This is a genomic window from Streptomyces sp. CRN 30, assembly GCF_034105845.1.
On the sequence record NZ_JAVRHI010000132.1, the window covers coordinates 1 to 17,327 of the forward strand.

Annotated in this window: 19 protein-coding genes, 1 tRNA gene and 1 pseudogene; 11 read left to right on the forward strand and 10 right to left on the reverse strand. The window is 74.3% G+C overall.

What is annotated here, in order from left to right; all coding sequences use genetic code 11:
• Window positions 1-145: 145 nt before the first annotated feature.
• From UW392_RS12540 to UW392_RS12550, 3 genes are all read right to left on the reverse strand, one after another.
• Complete coding sequence (locus UW392_RS12540; protein WP_320775009.1) at window positions 146-553, reverse strand: hypothetical protein; 408 nt, start codon at window positions 551-553, stop codon at window positions 146-148.
• Between the two features lie 238 nt (window positions 554-791).
• Window positions 792-1,331, reverse strand: a complete 540-nt coding sequence (locus UW392_RS12545) for a hypothetical protein (RefSeq protein ID WP_320775010.1) — start codon at window positions 1,329-1,331, stop codon at window positions 792-794.
• 5 nt (window positions 1,332-1,336) lie between these two features.
• Window positions 1,337-1,996, reverse strand: a complete 660-nt coding sequence (locus UW392_RS12550; protein ID WP_320775011.1) for a hypothetical protein — start codon at window positions 1,994-1,996, stop codon at window positions 1,337-1,339.
• A gap of 131 nt (window positions 1,997-2,127) precedes the next feature.
• Between UW392_RS12550 and UW392_RS12555 the strand changes: the two genes are divergently transcribed.
• Window positions 2,128-2,643: a GNAT family N-acetyltransferase gene (locus tag UW392_RS12555; protein WP_320775027.1), complete on the forward strand. Its 516-nt coding sequence runs from the start codon at window positions 2,128-2,130 to the stop codon at window positions 2,641-2,643.
• A 341-nt stretch (window positions 2,644-2,984) separates the two neighbouring features.
• A complete protein-coding gene (locus UW392_RS12560) occupies window positions 2,985-4,154 on the forward strand; it encodes a peptidoglycan-binding domain-containing protein (protein ID WP_320775012.1) in 1,170 nt (389 codons plus the stop codon).
• A 13-nt stretch (window positions 4,155-4,167) separates the two neighbouring features.
• Here the strand turns inward: UW392_RS12560 and UW392_RS12565 are convergent, their stop codons facing one another.
• Window positions 4,168-4,827 (reverse strand): HAD-IA family hydrolase, encoded by a 660-nt coding sequence (locus UW392_RS12565; protein ID WP_320775013.1) that lies wholly within the window; start codon window positions 4,825-4,827, stop codon window positions 4,168-4,170.
• A gap of 204 nt (window positions 4,828-5,031) precedes the next feature.
• Window positions 5,032-5,613 (reverse strand): TMEM165/GDT1 family protein, encoded by a 582-nt coding sequence (locus tag UW392_RS12570; RefSeq protein WP_320775014.1) that lies wholly within the window; start codon window positions 5,611-5,613, stop codon window positions 5,032-5,034.
• 387 nt (window positions 5,614-6,000) lie between these two features.
• On the opposite strand from UW392_RS12570, the gene UW392_RS12575 reads away from it, so the two are divergent.
• The 3 genes from UW392_RS12575 to UW392_RS12585 all read left to right on the forward strand — a co-directional run bounded on the left by UW392_RS12575 (window position 6,001) and on the right by UW392_RS12585 (window position 8,986).
• Window positions 6,001-6,645: an HNH endonuclease family protein gene (locus UW392_RS12575; RefSeq protein WP_320775015.1), complete on the forward strand. Its 645-nt coding sequence runs from the start codon at window positions 6,001-6,003 to the stop codon at window positions 6,643-6,645.
• A 100-nt stretch (window positions 6,646-6,745) separates the two neighbouring features.
• On the forward strand, window positions 6,746-8,392 hold the full coding sequence (locus tag UW392_RS12580) for an alkaline phosphatase D family protein (RefSeq protein ID WP_320775016.1): 1,647 nt from the start codon (window positions 6,746-6,748) through the stop codon (window positions 8,390-8,392).
• Between the two features lie 132 nt (window positions 8,393-8,524).
• Complete coding sequence (locus UW392_RS12585; protein ID WP_320775017.1) at window positions 8,525-8,986, forward strand: DoxX family protein; 462 nt, start codon at window positions 8,525-8,527, stop codon at window positions 8,984-8,986.
• Window positions 8,987-9,043: 57 nt separating this feature from the next.
• Here the strand turns inward: UW392_RS12585 and UW392_RS12590 are convergent, their stop codons facing one another.
• Complete coding sequence (locus UW392_RS12590) at window positions 9,044-9,607, reverse strand: superoxide dismutase family protein (protein WP_320775018.1); 564 nt, start codon at window positions 9,605-9,607, stop codon at window positions 9,044-9,046.
• 269 nt (window positions 9,608-9,876) lie between these two features.
• Here UW392_RS12590 and UW392_RS12595 point away from each other — a divergent pair, with 269 nt between their 5' ends.
• A complete protein-coding gene (locus UW392_RS12595; protein ID WP_320775019.1) occupies window positions 9,877-10,503 on the forward strand; it encodes a DedA family protein in 627 nt (208 codons plus the stop codon).
• Here UW392_RS12595 and UW392_RS12600 read toward each other — a convergent pair.
• Window positions 10,482-10,712: pseudogene (locus UW392_RS12600) on the reverse strand (DUF2277 domain-containing protein); the annotation flags it as partial. The gene UW392_RS12595 and the pseudogene UW392_RS12600 overlap by 22 nt on opposite strands.
• An 85-nt stretch (window positions 10,713-10,797) precedes the next feature.
• Here UW392_RS12600 and UW392_RS12605 point away from each other — a divergent pair.
• Window positions 10,798-11,148, forward strand: a complete 351-nt coding sequence (locus UW392_RS12605) for a hypothetical protein (RefSeq protein ID WP_320775020.1) — start codon at window positions 10,798-10,800, stop codon at window positions 11,146-11,148.
• Window positions 11,149-11,187: 39 nt separating this feature from the next.
• Here the strand turns inward: UW392_RS12605 and UW392_RS12610 are convergent.
• Window positions 11,188-11,262 (reverse strand) — tRNA-Val (locus tag UW392_RS12610).
• Window positions 11,263-11,477: 215 nt separating this feature from the next.
• On the opposite strand from UW392_RS12610, the gene UW392_RS12615 reads away from it, so the two are divergent.
• The 4 genes from UW392_RS12615 to UW392_RS12630 all read left to right on the forward strand — a co-directional run bounded on the left by UW392_RS12615 (window position 11,478) and on the right by UW392_RS12630 (window position 14,726).
• Window positions 11,478-12,245 (forward strand): DUF4097 family beta strand repeat-containing protein, encoded by a 768-nt coding sequence (locus UW392_RS12615; protein WP_320775021.1) that lies wholly within the window; start codon window positions 11,478-11,480, stop codon window positions 12,243-12,245.
• Between the two features lie 71 nt (window positions 12,246-12,316).
• Window positions 12,317-13,708, forward strand: a complete 1,392-nt coding sequence (locus UW392_RS12620; RefSeq protein WP_320775022.1) for a hypothetical protein — start codon at window positions 12,317-12,319, stop codon at window positions 13,706-13,708.
• Between the two features lie 80 nt (window positions 13,709-13,788).
• On the forward strand, window positions 13,789-14,016 hold the full coding sequence (locus tag UW392_RS12625; RefSeq protein WP_320775023.1) for a zinc ribbon domain-containing protein: 228 nt from the start codon (window positions 13,789-13,791) through the stop codon (window positions 14,014-14,016).
• A gap of 56 nt (window positions 14,017-14,072) precedes the next feature.
• Window positions 14,073-14,726 (forward strand): DedA family protein, encoded by a 654-nt coding sequence (locus tag UW392_RS12630; protein ID WP_320775024.1) that lies wholly within the window; start codon window positions 14,073-14,075, stop codon window positions 14,724-14,726.
• A gap of 9 nt (window positions 14,727-14,735) precedes the next feature.
• On the opposite strand, the gene UW392_RS12635 is transcribed toward UW392_RS12630, so the two are convergent.
• Together UW392_RS12635 and UW392_RS12640 are read right to left on the reverse strand one after the other, a co-directional pair.
• Complete coding sequence (locus UW392_RS12635; RefSeq protein WP_320775025.1) at window positions 14,736-15,548, reverse strand: HAD family hydrolase; 813 nt, start codon at window positions 15,546-15,548, stop codon at window positions 14,736-14,738.
• A partial coding sequence (locus tag UW392_RS12640; RefSeq protein ID WP_320775026.1) for a cysteine protease StiP domain-containing protein occupies window positions 15,548-17,327 on the reverse strand: 1,780 nt, incomplete at its 5' end. The genes UW392_RS12635 and UW392_RS12640, both read right to left, overlap by 1 nt.

Below are 17,327 nucleotides of genomic sequence, written 5' to 3' on the forward strand. Positions count from 1 at the left end.
GGTGTCCGTCCTCGGAACGGCGCGCAGCTGTTTTTTACAGAGGTTTCCGGTGTTTGCGCGCGCCGTCCGCTGCGGGCGGACACCCCCGCCCCGCCCCCTCGCCGCCGTGCGCGAGTGGCGCGTGCGTTCTCATTCCCCGCGCCGGTCAGGGCGTGGTGGACCGGCCCTCGTGGTAGAAGCCGACGTTCACGCTGCGCGCCTCCGTGCGGTCCTGGACTACGACCTCGCCGGCGCTTTCCGGCGGCAACGGCACCGTCCCCCCGTACGGGACCCCGTAGACCCGCCCGTCCACCGTCACCGTCACCTCCGCCGACGGGTCGGTCTGAGAACCCCGCAGCCACGTCAGCTGCCAGGTGCCGTCGGGTCCGCACAGGAACTCCAGGTGGACCCGGGAGACGAACAGCCAGTCCCCCGGCGTCGCCAGCCGGCACACCGCCGCGTCCCGGCCCACCCGCAGCACCGCACCCGGCTCGCTGGGCGCCTCGGCCATCTGCAGGCCGGCCGTGGCGCCCGCGTCCGCCGCTGAGACGGCGGCCATGGTGAGTTCGAGCACGTGCGCTCCTTCTGCCGTCCTGGCGGCCGGACTCCCGTACCGCCGCCGCATCGTAAGTCCGGCGGCGGGGTCGTGTCCGCCACACGGCCACATGGCGGTGGGGGTATTCGTGGCATGCCGCTGCCCGGCCTCCCGCTCGGGCTGAAAGCCCTGTGACGTCGACGAGGTCGTACGTCGGTGGCGGGAGGCCGGGCAGAACTACGGTGGTGGCTGACCGACGGCAGTCGGACGGGGCGTCCTACAGACGCATCAGGTTCTCCGACAGCTCGCGGTAGTCCCGCAGGGCGAGGCGGAGTTGTTCGGTGTCGGCCGCCGTCGTCTCCTTGGTGTCCGCGGCGCCGGTCTGCCACGACGCGCGCAGCGTCCGGCGGCGGCGGGTCACCGCGTCGGTGAAGCGGGAGGTGATCTCCTCCAGGACGCGGTCGGCCTCCTCCACCGAGGCCCGGGGGCCGTCGACGAAACCGGAGACCGCGTGGTGCAGCCGCTCCTCCAGCTTGCCCCACTCCTCCTGCGGCAGCAGCGGCGTGCCGGGGTGGGGCGGCGGCGTCCCCGTGGGACGTTCGGCGCCGTCCTTGCCCTCGGTCCGCAGGTGCGGGGCCGCTTCGGCGCGGGCACCTGCGACGTGGTCGGCGCGTGCGCCGAACGGGGCGTCCGGGTCGAGCGCCGGGTCCGTGCCCGGGGCTCCGCGGGAGGCGCTCCGCTCGGTCGGGATCTTCTCGGTCGGGTGCTGGCCCCGCTCGGCGGGGGCGCCGCCGGCCGGCCGGGTCACATCGGTCATGTGGCTCAACTCTCCTTCGGGTGGCGCCGGTTCAGGGCGAACGGCTGGTGGGACTTGCGGGGCCGGGCCTGCTGGTCGCGGTCCGCGTGGGGAGGGGTGCCGCGGTGGTCGCCGCGGTCCTCGCGTACCAAGTGCTCGAAGAGGGTGCGCGCCTCGACCATGGCCTCGCGCATCCGCTCGGTGCCGCCGGCGCCGTCCGCGTGCTCGCCGTGGGCGGCGTGGTGCACACGCCGGTAGCCGTCGACGTGGTGCGCGTGGTGCACGGACAGCGCGGCGAGCTGCTCCTCGTACTGCCCGCCGTCGGGGAAGCCCCGCGCGCCGGCCAGTTCGGAGAGCAGCCGGTCGGCTTCGGCGACCGCCTCACGGGGGGAGTCGACGAAGCGCTCCTGCGCGGCCGTCCAGCGCGCCTCGAACCGGTCCCGCTCGGCCGGCTCCAGGGTCCGGGTACGCAGCGAGCCGTGGCGCTCCACGCGCTCGGCCAGCTCGCGCTCGGCGGCCTCGGTGTCGCCGTCGTGGCGGGCGACGGTCCGGTCGTACTCGGGTCCGAAGCGGCGTTTCAGGCTTCCGCCGCGCTGCGGGCCCCGGGCGCGCAGGGTCAGGACGGCCGCGACGATCAGCACGGCCGCCACGATCACGATCAGAGCGATGATCACGCCTGTGGACATTGATGCCTTCCAGGTTCTCGGCCCAACCGGCTTTCCGTACGGGCCGGTTCGCGGACCGGGTACCCGCTGAGCTGCCGTCAAACGGGCCCGTCGCACCACGCGGTTGCGGAACGGCGGCATCCGTGCCGACCATGCCCGGCATGACGTGGACCATCTCCCCCGAGCCGTACGACTCCCCCGCCGCGCTCGCGCTCTGGCGCGCGTACTACACGGAGATCAGCGACCGCTGGTACCTGCTGCACGAAGGGCGGCGTACCGAGGAGGAGGAGCTGGAGCGGGAGATCGGGCGGGTGAGCGGGCGGGAACTCGCCCCGCCCGGCGGGCTGCTGCTCGTCGGGCGGTTCGACGGGGAGGCCGCCGGTACGGTCGGGGTGCGGCTGCTGGACGCCGCGACCGCCGAGTTGACCCGGGTGTACGTCGACGAGCGGCTGCGCGGTCGGGGCGGGGCCCCGCTGCTCGTCGCCGCCGCCGAGGACGCGGCCCGCGCGCTCGGCGCCCGGCGGATCGTGCTGGACACCCGTGGCGACCTCGTCGAGGCCCGCGCCCTGTACGCCCGGCTCGGCTACGACGAGACGACCGCGCACAACTCCGAGCCGTACGCCGAGCACTGGTTCAGGAAGGATCTCTTCCGTACTGCTCAGGTGTGACCGGTTATGGCCTGTCCAGTCGTACGGAATGCCGGGATTCCTTCGGGGGCGCGGGCGGTGTGCGGGATGGTGTTCGAGGGGGACGTGCGCACGCGTGTGGAGAAGATCTGCATAATCTCTGGAGTTCGCGCGGGGAAGCGAACGGAGATGCGAGGGGCAACGTGAGGGGAGGGGACCAGCGCGTGGAACGGCCCGAGGGACCGGAACGGCCGGAGGGGCCCACAGCAACAAAGGGGCCTGCGGCGCCTGCGGAGGTAGCGGCGCCTGCGGAGGTGCTGGGGCCTGCAGTGGCGGAAGGGCCCGCGGAGGCGGAGGCTTCGGGTGAGCCGAAGGGGTCGGCAGTGGCCGCGTCGGCTGCGGCGGCCGCGGCGGCCTCCGAGCCCCCAGGGTCCGTAGAAGCCACAGCAGCCGCGGATGCCACAGCAGCCGCAGTCGCCTGTCCCGAGTGCGGTGCTGCCCGGCAGGCCGACAACACGACCTCCTGCGGCTGCGGACCGCGTGCCGCCGACGCGCTGAAGGAGGCCAGGACCGCCCAGGTGGCCGCGGTGGAGGACTTCAATCCGCTGCGGATACGGCCGTACGTCGCCCTCGACGGGTCGGAGGGGGCCGAGAACGCCGACGCCGGCGCCGATGCCGTTCCTGACGGGGCGGCGGGGGCCGGTGGTGAGCCGGCGGACCCCGAGGCCGGCCTGCCGTCGGCGGAGACCACCATGGTGCTGCGTACGGTCGAGGCCGATCCGGCCGTCACCTCCGTCCTGCCCACTCCCCTCGCGCCGCCCGCCAGTGCCCCCGCCGCCACAGACCTGCGGATGTTCGAGGCCGCGGGGGCGGGCGGGGCGACGCCGCCGGCGGACGGGCGGGACGCGTCCGCCCCCGCGCCGCGGCGTCGGCGGCGGCCCGGGATCGTGATCGGTGCCGCCGTCGCCGCGGTCGTCGTCGTGGGGACGGCCGGGTACGCGAGCGGGCTGTTCTCCTACGAGTCGCCGTCCCGGAGCGAGGCCCCGGCGGACGAGGTGCGGGCCGGGGTGCCGGACCCGTCGAAGGACACGGCGTCGGCGGAGGCGGCCGGGGACGCCACGTCGGAGCCGTCCGCGACCGTGTCGGCCTCCCCCTCGCTCTCCGCGTCCGCGTCGCCCTCCGCGTCGAGCGCGTCCCCTTCGGCGTCGAGCGCGTCGCCCTCCGCGTCGGAGTCGGTGGAGCCGTCCCGCTCCGCGACGTCGACGGAGTCCGGGGCGCCGGCCACGGAGTCGGAGGCCGAGGAGGAGGACGGCGACGACACCGGCGAGGCGGTGGTGCTGCGCCGTGGCGACGAGGGGCCGGAGGTCAGCGAGCTGCAACTGCGGTTGCGGCAGCTGCACCTGTACATGGACGACATCGACGGCGAGTACGGGCGCCGGGTGGAGGACGCGGTACGCACCTTCCAGTGGGCCCGCGGCATCCACGCGGAGGAGCTGGGCACGTACGGCCCGCTGACCCGGGCCCAGCTGGAACGCGAGACCCAGGAGCCCTGACCCGGCGTCGGTCTCAGCCGACGCGCAGGCGCAGTACGCCGGCCCCCGCGTCCTCCACCCGTACGGCGGTCAGGTCCTCCACCAGGGCGTCCGGCGCGTGGGCGGCCGCGCGGGGGCCCACGCCCACGACGCGCACGCCGGCGGCGCGGGCCGCGGCGATGCCCGCGCCGGAGTCCTCGAAGGCGACGCAGTCGGCGGGGGCGACGCCCAGTTCGGCGGCGCCCTTCAGGAAGCCCTCCGGGTCGGGCTTGCTCGCCCCGACGGACTCCGCGGTGACGCGGACCCCGGGCAGCGGCAGCCCCGCGGCGCCCATGCGGGCCGTGGAGAGCGGTACGTCGGCCGAGGTGACGAGGGCGTGCGGCAGACCGCGCAGCGCCGCGAGGAACTCCGGCGCTCCGGGGACCGCCACGACGCCCTCCGTGTCGGCGGTCTCCTCGGCGAGCATGCGGGCGTTGTCCGCGAGGTTCTCTTCCAGGGGGCGGCCCGGCAGCAGCACCGCCATCGTGGCGTAGCCCTGGCGGCCGTGCGCCACCTTCATAACCTCGTCGCCGTCCAGCCCGTTGCGGTCGGCCCAGCGCCGCCAGACGCGTTCGACGACGGCGTCCGAGTTGACGAGGGTGCCGTCCATGTCCAGCAGCAGGGCGCGGGCGGTGAGCACGGTGGTGGCCGTCATCGGCAGACTCCGGGGCGGGGGGGGCACGTGTTGCACAAGGCGGCCCCGCCCGCCGGTCAGGGAAAACGGGCGGGAGCCACTTTGTTCCCCCACGGTACAAAACGCGCCGGGGATCGCGCCAGCGGCTCCGGTAACGGTTTCCACCGTTCATCCGGCGTTCAGCGCGCGACCCCGGGGGACAGCGGCCGCGCACGGCCCCCGCCGTCAGCCCGCGATCGCCTCGTACAGGCTCCACACCCCGAGCCCCAGCATCAGCAGCGCCGCGATCTGCGTGATCAGCTTCAGCGGGACCCGCTTCATCAGGGCCTTGCCGCCGACGATGCCGAGTCCGGCCACCGCCCACAGGGCGAGCACCGCGCCGAGGCCGACGGAGAGCGGGTCGTCGTAGCGGGCCGCGAGGTTGGCCGTCATGATCTGCGTCAGGTCGCCGAACTCGGCGACCAGGATCAGCATGAAGCCCGCGCCGGCGACCTTCCAGAAGGACTGGTCCTCCGGCTTGCGGACCTCCTCCTCGCCCTCGTCCCGCTTGAGGAGCAGCATCGCCGCGCCGCCGAGGAACAGCACGCCGGTGATGGCGTGCACGAGCTGCTGCGGCAGCAGGGTCAGCACGCTGCCGGCCGCGACGGCGAGCACGACGTGGACCAGGAAGGCGGCGGCGACGCCCGCGAAGACATAGGAGGCGCGGTAGCGGGTGCCGAGGACGAGACCGGCGAGGGCGGTCTTGTCCGGGAGTTCGGCGAGGAAGACGACGCCGAAGACGAGCGCTGTCACGGTGATGCTGATCAAGGGTTCCTCAATCGGTCGGGGCCGCCCCGCCGAGAGTGCAGTTCCTCTTCGAAGACTCTCCGAAGACACCTCGGCACGGCAGCACACAGGCGTGTACTGCTTGCCGAAGGTCTCGCTGGCGTCTCCCGCTGGGGATCGGCCTCCGGGCGCCGGCTCAGCGTGGCTGAGCAGTATGTCGACGGTCCGGCGAAGAGCTACTCCCCTTCTGCGCCGTCCATAGTACGCGACGCCCCCGCGCCGGCCCCGCGGCGCGAAAGTCGCACCCCGCACCTTGTCGTGTCATGAACACGTCATTAGCTTCTTACCGAGCGCTCACCTCACCGCAACACGGCGCCGCGAGCATTCCCTCGCTCGCGCTCACCACCCCCACGGATCAAGGGAGTTCGCATGCCGAAGTTCTACGCGCGTCGACGGCTCAGCATACTCGCCGGCCTCATGGCCATGACAGCCTCCGCGGCGCTGTTCAACTCACCGAACGCCTCCGCCGCCCTCCCCACCCCGGTCAGCGCCGCCACCGCCCGCACCTACCTCGCCTCCCTCACGGTGGCCACCGAGAACCGCACCGGCTACGACCGCGACCTCTTCCCGCACTGGATCACGCAGTCCGGCACCTGCAACACCCGCGAGACCGTCCTCAAGCGCGACGGCTCGAACGTCGTCACCGACTCCGCCTGCGCCTCCACCAGCGGCAGCTGGTACTCCCCCTACGACGGCGCCACCTGGACCGCCGCCTCCGACGTCGACATCGACCACCTCGTGCCGCTCGCCGAGGCGTGGGACTCCGGCGCGAGCGGCTGGACCACCTCGCGGCGCCAGTCGTTCGCCAACGACCTCACCCGCCCCCAGCTCCTCGCCGTCACCGACAACGTCAACCAGTCCAAGAGCGACCAGGACCCCGCCGAGTGGATGCCCTCCCGGACGGCGTACCGGTGCACCTACGTCCGCGCCTGGGTGCAGGTGAAGTACTACTACGGACTGTCGGTCGACTCGGCCGAGAAGTCCGCGCTGACGAGCTACCTCGCGAGCTGCTGAGCCACCTCGCGAGCCGGTGAGTCCCCGCGGCCCGAACGGGCCCCTCGCCCCCGGCCTCCGTCGTTCCGTACCGTACGGGGCGACGGAGGAGGGGATCACCATGGGCGACCTGCGCCTGGGACCGCTGCTGAGGTACGCCGACGGCTCGTCCGCGACCGTATGGGTCGAGGCGGACCGTCCGTGCACCGCCGAGGTGCGCTGCGCGGACGGCTCCGGCGGCTCGGCCCGCACCTTCCAGGTGGCGGGCCACCATTACGCCCTGGTGGGGGTGGACGGCCTGACGCCCGGGACGGCGACGCCGTACGAGGTACTCCTGGACGGCGCCCGGGTCTGGCCGGTCCCGGACTCGCCTTTTCCGCCCTCCGTGATCCGCACCCCCACCGAGGACGACACCGTGCGGGTCGCCTTCGGCTCCTGCCGGTGGGCCGCCCCGGCCGCCGGGGAGGACGACCCGGTCGGGCCGGACGCCCTGGACACGCTCGCCGCCCGGATCGCCGCCGACCCCGAGGGCGAGCGGCCCGACGTCCTGCTGCTCCTGGGCGACCAGGTCTACGCCGACGAGACCTCCGACGCGACCCGCCGCTGGCTCGCCGCCCGCCGCGACCTGGCCGACCCGCCGGGCGACCAGGTGGCGGACTACGAGGAGTACACCCACCTCTACTACGAGTCCTGGCTCGACCCGGAGGTGCGCTGGCTGCTGTCGACCGTGCCGAGCTGCATGATCTTCGACGACCACGACGTCATCGACGACTGGAACACCTCCGCCGCCTGGCTCGCCGACATGCGGGCCACCCCCTGGTGGCGCGAGCGGCTGCTGAGCGGCCTGGTGTCGTACTGGGTGTACCAGCACCTCGGCAACCTGTCACCGGCCGAGCTGGCCGGTGACCCCGTCTACGCCGCCGTGCTCGACGCCGCCGACGGCACCGACGCGCTGCGCACGTTCGCCGCCGACACCGACGCCGACCCGGCCTCCGCCCGCTGGAGCTACCGGCGTGACTTCGGCCGCGTACGGCTGCTGATGGTGGACAGCCGCGCCGCCCGGGTCCTTGAGGAGGACCGGCGCTCCATGCTCGACCCGGAGGAGGAGCGGTGGGTGCGCGAGCAGGTGCTGGACGACCGGGGGGCCTACGACCACCTGCTCATCGGCACGTCGCTGCCCTGGCTCCTGCCCCACCTGGTGCACGACGTCGAGGGGTGGAACGCGGCCCTGTGCCGGGGCGAGCGCGGCGCGCGCTGGGCGCGGCTCGGCGAGAAGGTGCGGCGCGCGGCCGACCTGGAGCACTGGGCGGCGTTCCCGTCGTCCTTCGAGGCGCTGGGGGAGCTGGTGGCCGAGGTGGGCACGGGGCCCGACGCCCCCGCGACGGTGTGCGTGCTGTCGGGGGACGTGCACCACGCGTACGTCGCCGAGCCGTCCTGGCCGGACCGGGCGCGGGAGCGGCCCTCGGCGCGGATCGTGCAGCTGACCTGCTCGCCCGTGCACAACTCGGTGCCGCTCTCGATCCGGCTGGGCTTCCGCTTCGGCTGGAGCGCGCCCGCGCGGGCGCTGGGCCGGGCCTTCGCCCGGCACGGGCGCCTGTCGCGGCCGTCGGTGCGCTGGCGGCGCGAGGGCGGTCCGTGGTTCGGCAACCAGCTGATGACGCTGACGCTGAGCGGCCGTTCGGCGCTGCTGCGGCTGGAGAAGGCGGTGCCGGAGGGCGGGGAGCGGAGGGCCGCGCTGCGCACGGTGACGGAGTCGAAGCTGTCGTGATGCTGTCAATCTCCGTTTGGCCGGATGTTGAACTTGCAAGCAGAAATTAGGCATGCCTAACGTGGGCGTCACTTCCGTCCCCCGAAGCGACCGGTTCCCCATGACCGGTCCCACCGAAGGAGTGCCCCCCACATGTCCGGACGCCTCAACAGCGCCCAGCCGTACGCCCTCGGCCTGTTCCGCATAGTCGTCGGCCTGCTCTTCGCCTGCCACGGCGCCGCCTCCCTCTTCGGGGTGCTCGGCGGCGCGGCGGGCACCGAGGGCGGCACCGTCGACGCCGGTACCTGGCCCAACTGGTACGCGGCCGTCATCCAGCTCGTCGCCGGCATCCTGATCCTGCTCGGGCTCGGCACCCGGGCCGCCGCGCTCATCGCCTCCGGGTCGATGGCGTACGCGTACTTCAAGGTGCACCAGCCCGGCGCCCTGTGGCCGATGGAGAACGGCGGTGAGGCCTCGGCGATGTTCTGCTGGGCCTTCCTGCTGCTGGTCTTCACCGGTTCCGGCGCCTTCGGCCTGGACCGGCTGCTGACCCGGCGCACCACCGGCGAGGAGCGGTCCGGGACCGCCGCGGACCGGACGCCGGTCTCCGCTTGAGCCCCACGGCCGTAAGGGAACGGTGCCCTCCGCGCGCGGAGGGCACCGTTCCGTCGTTCAGCCCCGGTCGGCGGCGCGGAACGGCACGGTGAAGCAGGCGACGCGCGCGCCGGAGTTGCCCGGCTGGTCGTGCAGGACGACGGACGACGCCCCGTGGGGCCTGAAGCCCCAGTCGTGGCGGGCCTCGGCCCAGCCGTCGCCGCGGCCGTCCGGGGTGAAGTCGAGCCACACCTCGTTGTGCGGCCCCGCGTCGGCGGGGTCGTCGGAGGGCCGGTTCTGGTAGTGCCCGCCCGCGGCGGCGGGGTCCGCGCCGCAGGGCTCGCGGTGGACGTGGGCGCCGTAGGCGTGGCCCGGCTCCATGCCGCGCACCCGCAGGTCGACGGTGGTCGCGCCGGTGCGGTCGGTGTGCTGGCGCACCTCGATCCAGGCGCCGGGCTCGACCAGCCGCGGGTCGTAGGTGAGCGCCGTGTGCGAGGCGTCGTCACCGGCCGGCGCGAAGCGGGCCTCCGCGCGCAGGGAGGGGCCGTGACGGTCGGTCGCGTCGGTGGCGTCAGCGGCGCCGGTCGCGCCGGTCGCGAGCACGGCCGAGGCGACGGCCCCCGCGCATATTCCTGCCAGCATGGTGTGTTCCGTTCCGTTCAAGTGCCGGGTGGGAGGGGGCGGCGCCCGCTGCGGGCGTCCCGGCCCCACCGTCGTTGCTACGGGAGAGCGGAACCGGCCGCTCCCCGGGAGGCGGCAGCCGGGTGAACCTGCCGTGTCCGGCGCGCGAGCCCCCTGTGAACCCGTTGTCGGTGGCCAGGCGTACGCTGTATGGCTGTCATCGGCCTCCCCTGCCGTCCCCGCTTCGCGCGGCATGGTCAGGCCCACGGGGGAAGCCATGGGAGTACGCGGTGTTCGAGAGTATGGGGTCGCTGGTCAGCAGCCCTTGGATCTACGCCTTCGTGGCACTCTCCGTGCTCCTGGACGTGTTCCTGCCCGTACTGCCGAGCGGCGTCCTGGTGATCGCCGCGGGCACCGCCGCGGCGGCCGGTTCGGGCGCGGCGACCGGTCAGGTCCCGCACGACGTCCCCGACATCCTGGTGCTGATCCTCTGCGCGACCACCGCGTCCGTCCTCGGTGACATGGTCGCCTTCCGGCTCGCCTGGAGCGGCGGCCCGCGGCTGGACCGGGCGATCGCGCGGTCGCGCCGGCTGACCAGGGCGCAGGAACGTCTCGGCGCGGCCCTCGCGCGCGGCGGCGGCGCCCTGGTGGTGCTGGCCCGGTTCGCCCCCGCCGGGCGTTCGATCGTCTCCCTGGGCGCCGGGGCGGCCCACCGGCGGGTGCGGGAGTTCCTGCCGTGGTCGGCCCTGGCGGGGCTGTCCTGGGCGGGGTACAGCGTCGCCCTGGGCTACTTCGGCGGCCAGTGGCTGGGCACGACCTGGCTGGCGACGGGGGTCTCGTTCGTCGCGCTGTTCGGGGCGGGGGCGGGGGCGGCGCTGCTGATGCGGCGGCGGCCCGTGCCGGCGGAGACTCCCTGAGCGCCCCTCACCTCCAGGTCTGCCAGCAGTGCGGCGGTGGCCGCGGCGACGGCGTCGACGGCCCGGTCGAACACCTCCTTGTTGTGCGCGGCGGGTGCCCGGAATCCGGAGACCTTGCGGACGTACTGCAGCGCGGCGGCGCGGATCTCGTCGTCGGTCGCCCGATCGGGCAGGGCGGGCGGGCGCAGCGTCTTGATACTTCGGCACATGTCCTCAAGTCTCGCCCGCCACTCGTCCGTGTGAAACGCCTTCGGGAACGCGCACCCTAAAATCGAACAGGAGTATCATTGGACCGTGGCTACGACCTATGACTTCCCGAGTGACCTCCTGGCCGGCCAGGAGGAACTCCATCAGGTCCGGGCCGACCTGTCGGCCCTGCTCAAGCGGCTCCCCTGGTCCGTGGAGCCGGTGGACGGGTTCAGCGACGACACCGGCTGGCGCAAGGTCGAGCGCCCCGCCTCCCCCGGCTGGTCCCAGGACGAGCAGGCCGAGGTGGAGAAGCTCCGGCAGCGCGAGCGGGAACTGGCCGTGTTCGTCACGACCCACCGCTACTGGGCCCAGTTCACCGGCGCCGACCAGGTCGCCGCCCGCTCCACCCTGAAGCACACCCGGGAGAACGACGAAAGGCCCCCGGAAGATCACTGATCTCCGAGGGCCTCCGGCTCCGGCGCGCTGCGCCGGTCCTGGTGGGCGCGGACGGTTTCGAACCGCCGACATCCTGCTTGTAAGGCAGGCGCTCTACCCCTGAGCTACGCACCCAGGACGAGTCGACAGCCTACATCGTCCCGGGCGGGGGTTAACCCCACCCTCGATCCGGTAGTGACCTGGATCGATCCGCCGGGCGCCCGAACCTACGGTCGAAGAGTCCGCCGCCCCGCGCCTCCCTCCGGAGGGGCGCGGCGGAGGACCCGCCGTCCGTTCCAGGCCGTTCAGGCCGTACAGGCCGTTCCAGGCCGTTCCCAGGGGGATCCGTCATGACCCGTCCCGTTCCCGTCCGCGCGCTCGCCGTCGCCGGTGCCGCCGTCCTCGCCGTCGCCGCGCTCGGCGCGTGCTCCTCGGCCGACGAGGACAAGGACCCCGACCACCGGTCCTTCGCCCTGCCGGGCCGCACGCTCACCGTCGACTCCGACGACTCCGCGCTGGAACTGGTCGCCGCCGACGGCGACGCGGGCGACGGCATCCGGGTCACCCGCTGGTTCACCGGCTCCGTCGCCGTCGGCAAGGAGCCCAAGGTCAGCTGGAAGATGGACGGCGACCGGCTGGTGCTGCGGATGGACTGCGCCGGTTTCATCGCCGACTGCGCGGCCAAGCACCGCATCGAGGTGCCGCGCGGGGTGGCCGTCAAGGTCGAGGACAAGGACGGCAGCGTCCGCGCCCGGGGCTTCCGGGACGCGCTGGACATCCGTACCCACGACGGTTCCGTCCGGGTCAGCGACACCACCGGCCCGCTGGCCCTGCGCAGCGGCGACGGGTCGGTCCGCGCGGAGGTCTCCTCGACGACCGTGACGGCCCGCACGGACGACGGCTCCGTGCACCTGCGGCTGGACGCCGTGCCGGACCGGGTGGAGACCCGCAGCGGCGACGGCTCCGTGACCGTCGAGGTGCCCCGCGCCACGTACAAGGTGACGACGCGGACCGGCGACGGGTCGGTCGACGTCTCCGTCCCCCGCGACGACTCCAGCGCCCACAGCGTCGACGCCCGCACCGGCGACGGCCAAGTCACGGTCCGCACGGCGAACTGACCGGCCCGTGTGTTCGTCTCTGACGGGTGGGAGAATGTACCCGGGCCAGGGCGACGACACGGGAGAGTGATGTGACGGCGACACCATCGCAGCCGGACATGCCGCCGATGGTGCCGCGCGCGCCGCGTCACCGCCGGTCCCCCGGCGTGCTGCGCGACGCACTCACCCTGCTCGGTCTGCCGCTGGCCGCCGCGCCCCTGCTGCTCGGCGCGTTCGCAGGCGGCGGCACCCGCCGCTGGTTCGGCGGGCGGGCCGAGAGCCAGCGCGCCGAGGCGCAGACCGCGAAGGACGACGCCGCCGCCGCGTTCTACGACCTGGACACCGCCCAGCGGGACCTGCGGATCTCCATCGAGACGATCACGGCCGTCGACGACTCCCCCGCCGCCCGGCGCGCGGTCGACGGCTTCGAGGCGCTCGGCCGGCGCATCGACGAGGTCAGCCACCGCTACATCTCCGCCGTCGACGCCCACGACCTGGACCGCGACGACCTGGAGGCGTCGGCCGCCGCCCGCGCCCGCACCGAACTGACCGCCGCCAAGGACGAGCTGGGCCGGGTCAGGAAGGAACTGGACCGCTTCGCCGAGGGCCTCGGCCCGCTGCTCGGCAAGGCCGAGACACAGCTGGCCCGGCTGGCGCCCGCCGTGGAGCGGGCCCGGCAGTCCCTGCTCGCCGCGTCCGGGGCGCTGGACGCCGTACGGGGTACGGGGCTGAGGGCCGACGACCTCGCCGCGCGCCTCGCGGCCCTCGCGCCCGAGCTGACCAGGCTGAACCAGGGCGCCGGGCGGCACGGTGTGCCGGAGACGCTCCAGCGGGCGGAGCGGGTCAGCCGGGAGGCCGGGGCGGTCCGCGCGGACGCCGAGCGGCTGCCCGAGCGCGCCGCCGAGACCGACAAGCGGCTGGTGTCGCTGCGGACCCGCGCGCAGGCCCTGACCACCCGCGCCGAGCAGGTCGAGCCGGTCCTCAGCGAGTTGCGGCGACGGTTCACGGCCGCCTGCTGGCAGGACCTCCAGCACGTCCCTGACCAGGCCCGCGAGCACGTGGCGCAGGCCGAGCGGAAGCTGGCCGAGGCGCGTGCGGCGCGCGAGGAGCAGCGCTGGCCGGACGCGACGGCGCTGCTGTCGACGGTGCGGGCGCTGCTCAACGAGACCGACGAGGCGGTCTCCGCCGCCGGTGACCGGCTGCGGCAGCTGAACGCCGTGCAGAAGGACCCCCGGGCGGAGATAGAGCGGACCCGGTTCGCGATCCGGGACGCCCAGCGGCTGGCCATGGCCGGGCGCTCCACCCCCGACCCGCGCGACGCCCGCCCGCTGGACGACGCCGTGGCCCGCCTTGAGCGGGCGATCACCGGTCTGGAGGGCCGGCACCCCGACTACTGGCACTTCCTGACGGAGACGGACGCGGTCCGGCGTACGGTCGCCCGCGTCGTCGGCCGCATCCGCGAGGAGCGCGGCGCCGGGAACTGAACACCCGGTCACCGAGGACCCGGTTACCGAACACCCGGTTACTGGACACCCGGCCCGGTGGCGCCGGTTAGCCTGGGCGCATGCCTCGTTACGAGTACCGCTGCCGCTCCTGCGGCGACACGTTCGAACTGAGCCGTCCCATGGCCGAGTCCGCCGCTCCCGCGACCTGCCCGGCGGGCCACGGGGACACGGTGAAGCTGCTGTCGACGGTCGCGGTCGGCGGCTCGTCCTCCGCCCCGGCGCCCGCGCCGGGCTCCGGCGGAGGCGGTGGCGGGGGCGGCTGCTGCGGCGGAGGCTGCTGCGGCTGACCCGGGCCACCGGCGGCTTCAGGTCTCCTTCAGGGTCGGTTCCCTAGCGTGGTCGTATGACGACCGGACCGCAGTGGATCAACGACCTGATGGACGCGCTGGGCGCGCCCGGCGCCGGTATCGCCATCGCGCTGGAGAACCTGTTCCCGCCGCTGCCCAGTGAGGTGATCCTGCCGTTCGCCGGGTTCGCCGCCGCGTCGGGGCGGATGGGCCTGATCTCCGTGCTGCTGTGGACGACCGCGGGTTCGGTGGTGGGCGCGCTCGCCCTGTACGGGGTGGGCGCGCTGCTCGGCCGGGACCGCACGGTGGCGATCGCGGGGCGGCTGCCGCTGGTGAAGGTCTCCGACATCGAGAAGACCGAGGCGTGGTTCGAACGGCACGGCACCAAGGCGGTGTTCTTCGGCCGCATGATCCCGATCTTCCGCAGCCTGATCTCCGTGCCGGCCGGTGTGGAGCGGATGCGGCTGCCGGTCTTCCTGCTGCTGACCACGGCGGGCAGCGCGATCTGGAACACCCTGTTCGTGCTCGCGGGCTACGCCCTCGGCGACAACTGGTCGCGGGTCACCGACATCGTCTCCGCGTACTCCAAGGTGGTGCTCGTCGGGGCCGTCCTCGCGCTCCTCGCCTTCGTCGCCGTACGGCTGCTGCGGCCGGGCGGGGGACGGCGGCGCCGCGAGGACGACGAGCGGGAGACGTCCTCGGTCGGCTGAGAGGCCGCGTCAGGCGACCGCCCGCAGGAACTCCCGCGCGATCCGCTCCCCGGCCGCCACGCCCCGCTCGGGCAGCGCCTCGACCGCCGGGGCGCTCCAGCCGGACTCGGCCAGCTCGCCGTGGCCCGGCCGCCAGCCCCGGTCGGCGGCGAGCAGCAGGTCGGCGTCGAGGAGCGAGTCACCGGCGGCCAGGACCTCCGCGGCGCCGGTGCGGCGGGCGACCTCGCGGACGGCGGCGCTCTTGGTGAGCGGCCCCGGGACGGCGTAGATCTTGCGGCCCTGGAGGGAGACGGTCCAGCCGCGCTCCCCCGCCCACACGGCGAGTTCCTTCACCCACTCCTCGGGCAGCAGCTCGCGCTCGACGACCAGGTAGGCGAAGAGGTCCTCGGCGACGCGCTGCTTGCGCGTCCACACCGGGTCGGCGGTGCGCAGCAGGTGCTCGCGGACCTCGGCGAGCGGCGCGCACTGTGCGGCGAGGCGCGCGGTGACCGTCGCGTGCCAGTCGGCGTCGGTGCGGCCGTCGACGAGGAGGTGGCCGCCGTTGGCGCAGACCGCGTAGGGCGGCGGCGGGCCGGGCAGGTGGACGCGCCGGTACTGCTCGCGGGTGCGGGTGGTGGTCGGCACGAAGACCGCCGCGTCCGCGAGTTCGGTGAGGAGTCCGGCGGCCGTCTCCGTCAGGTAGGACAGCGGTCTGCCCTCGTAGACCTCGACGCAGAGCAGCCGGGGCGCCTCGGCGTCCGGCATCTGAAGGGCGAGGGCGGCGGTGGAGTAGATGAGGGTGCGGTCGAGGTCGCTGGCGACCAGTACCGGCGCGGCGGCCATCAGGCGGTCACCGCCTTGCCGTCGGCGCCCGTCGCGCCGCGGGTGTAGCGGGGGTGGATCAGGCCGACGCAGGTGTACGGCAGGCCGTCGACCTCCTCGACGGGGACGCCGCGCTGGGCGGCGAGCAGACGTACGTGGTCCAGGTCGGCGCCCGCCCCGGTCCGCGCCAGCACCTTCCAGGGCACCCGGCGCAGCATGACGCGGGTGGTCTCGCCGACGCCGGGCTTGACGAGGTTGACGTCGTGGATGCCGTACTCCTCGCTGATCCGCTCGACCGCCCGCCAGCCCTCCCAGGTGGGGGTGCGGTCGGCGGCGAGCAGCTCCTTGGCCTGGACGTCCACGGCGTCCGCGACGTCCCGGAAGCGGTCGGAGACGGCGTCGAGGAAGGCCGGGGAGAGGTCGGCGCCGGCGAGTTCCCGGTAGAACTTCGCGCCGTGGAAGTCGTGCGGGCCGACCAGGTCGGCGCGGAGGACCGTACGGGAGATCAGGCCGGAGACGGTGGAGTTGAGGCAGGCGGACGGGATGAGGAAGTCGTCGCGGGTGCCGTAGGTGCGCACGCAGGAGCCCGGGTCGGCGAGGACGGCGATCTCCGGGTCGAAGCCGGTGATGCCGTCGGACGCCTCGAACTCCTCGACGGCGGCGGCGAGTTCGCGGGTGATGGCGCCCTTGCCGGTCCAGCCGTCGACGAAGACGACGTCGGCGGGGTCGTGGTGGGCGGCGAGCCAGCGCAGCGCGTTGGCGTCGATGCCGCGGCCCCGGACGATCGACACCGCGTAGTGCGGCAGGTCGAGTCCGTGGCGGAATCGCGCCCAGCGGCGCATCAGGACGCCGACGGGGGTGCCGGCGCGGGCCAGGGAGACCAGGACCGGCCTCGGTGACCGCTCGGCGAGGACGACCTCGGTGACGGCGCCGACGGCCCGCGCGAGCCGCGCCGCCGAGGCGTCCAGCGCCGTGTGGAACAGCCGCTGGTACTCCTCGCTGGGCTGGTACTCCACGGGCAGCGACTCGGCGTAGTGCGCGCCGCCGTTCTGCACGGCCTCCTCGCGCTCCTCGACGGGTGCCTCCAGGGCGACGTCCGAGAGGTCCTGGAGCAGCCAGCCGACCTCGTCGGGGGCGTACGAGGAGAAGGCGGGGCCGCGGAGCGGCTCGGGGAGCATGGCGGGCCTTTCGGAGGGGGCGCCCGGGAGGTGCGCGGGGACGACCGCGAGCAGGACGTGCGGAACGTGGTCGGCGAGCCGCGCCAGCAGGCCGTCGGGGGCGTGCAGCGCGGGGGTGTCGGCGGGCGAGTCCACGACGGCGACGACGGCGTCGAACCCGCCGCCCGCGACGTTGTAGGCGTAGCGCTCGCCGGGGCCGTCGGCGGGGTCGTCGTGGGCGGGGAAGACCAGGCGGGTGCGTATCGCGTAACCCGGGTCGTCGACGGCGAGGACGGGTGAGCGGGTGGTGGTGGAGTAGCGGACGTCCGCGCCGATGATCTGCTCCAGCTCGCGGGCCAGGCGCAGGGGGGCGTACATCAGCTCCTCGCAGCCGAGGACCAGGACGCGGCCGGTGGCCGCCGCGCCGTCCGGGAGTGCCTCGGCGAGACGGGCGGCCATGGCGGGGAGGGCGGCGTCGAGTCTCGCGCGGTGCGCGGGGGTGAAGCCGTGCCGGCCGCCGTCCGGCAGCCCTCTGGGCCAGTCGAGTTCCACGCGGGTGGGGCCGGATGTCCCGTGCGGGTCGTGGGTGGCTGGTCGCGCAGTTCCCCGCGCCCCTTTCTGGGGCGCGGGGAACTGCGCGAAC

Bases quoted from the DNA above. Each gene is read 5' to 3' on its own strand.
- UW392_RS12545 (WP_320775010.1), bottom strand. From the start codon at position 1,331: ATGACCGATGTGACCCGGCCGGCCGGCGGCGCCCCCGCCGAGCGGGGC.
- UW392_RS12550 (WP_320775011.1), bottom strand. From the start codon at position 1,996: ATGTCCACAGGCGTGATCATCGCTCTGATCGTGATCGTGGCGGCCGTG.
- UW392_RS12555 (WP_320775027.1), top strand. From the start codon at position 2,128: ATGCCCGGCATGACGTGGACCATCTCCCCCGAGCCGTACGACTCCCCC.
- UW392_RS12565 (WP_320775013.1), bottom strand. From the start codon at position 4,827: ATGACGGCCACCACCGTGCTCACCGCCCGCGCCCTGCTGCTGGACATG.
- UW392_RS12575 (WP_320775015.1), top strand. From the start codon at position 6,001: ATGCCGAAGTTCTACGCGCGTCGACGGCTCAGCATACTCGCCGGCCTC.
- UW392_RS12580 (WP_320775016.1), top strand. From the start codon at position 6,746: ATGGGCGACCTGCGCCTGGGACCGCTGCTGAGGTACGCCGACGGCTCG.
- UW392_RS12585 (WP_320775017.1), top strand. From the start codon at position 8,525: ATGTCCGGACGCCTCAACAGCGCCCAGCCGTACGCCCTCGGCCTGTTC.
- UW392_RS12590 (WP_320775018.1), bottom strand. From the start codon at position 9,607: ATGCTGGCAGGAATATGCGCGGGGGCCGTCGCCTCGGCCGTGCTCGCG.
- UW392_RS12615 (WP_320775021.1), top strand. From the start codon at position 11,478: ATGACCCGTCCCGTTCCCGTCCGCGCGCTCGCCGTCGCCGGTGCCGCC.
- UW392_RS12625 (WP_320775023.1), top strand. From the start codon at position 13,789: ATGCCTCGTTACGAGTACCGCTGCCGCTCCTGCGGCGACACGTTCGAA.
- UW392_RS12630 (WP_320775024.1), top strand. From the start codon at position 14,073: ATGACGACCGGACCGCAGTGGATCAACGACCTGATGGACGCGCTGGGC.
- UW392_RS12635 (WP_320775025.1), bottom strand. From the start codon at position 15,548: ATGGCCGCCGCGCCGGTACTGGTCGCCAGCGACCTCGACCGCACCCTC.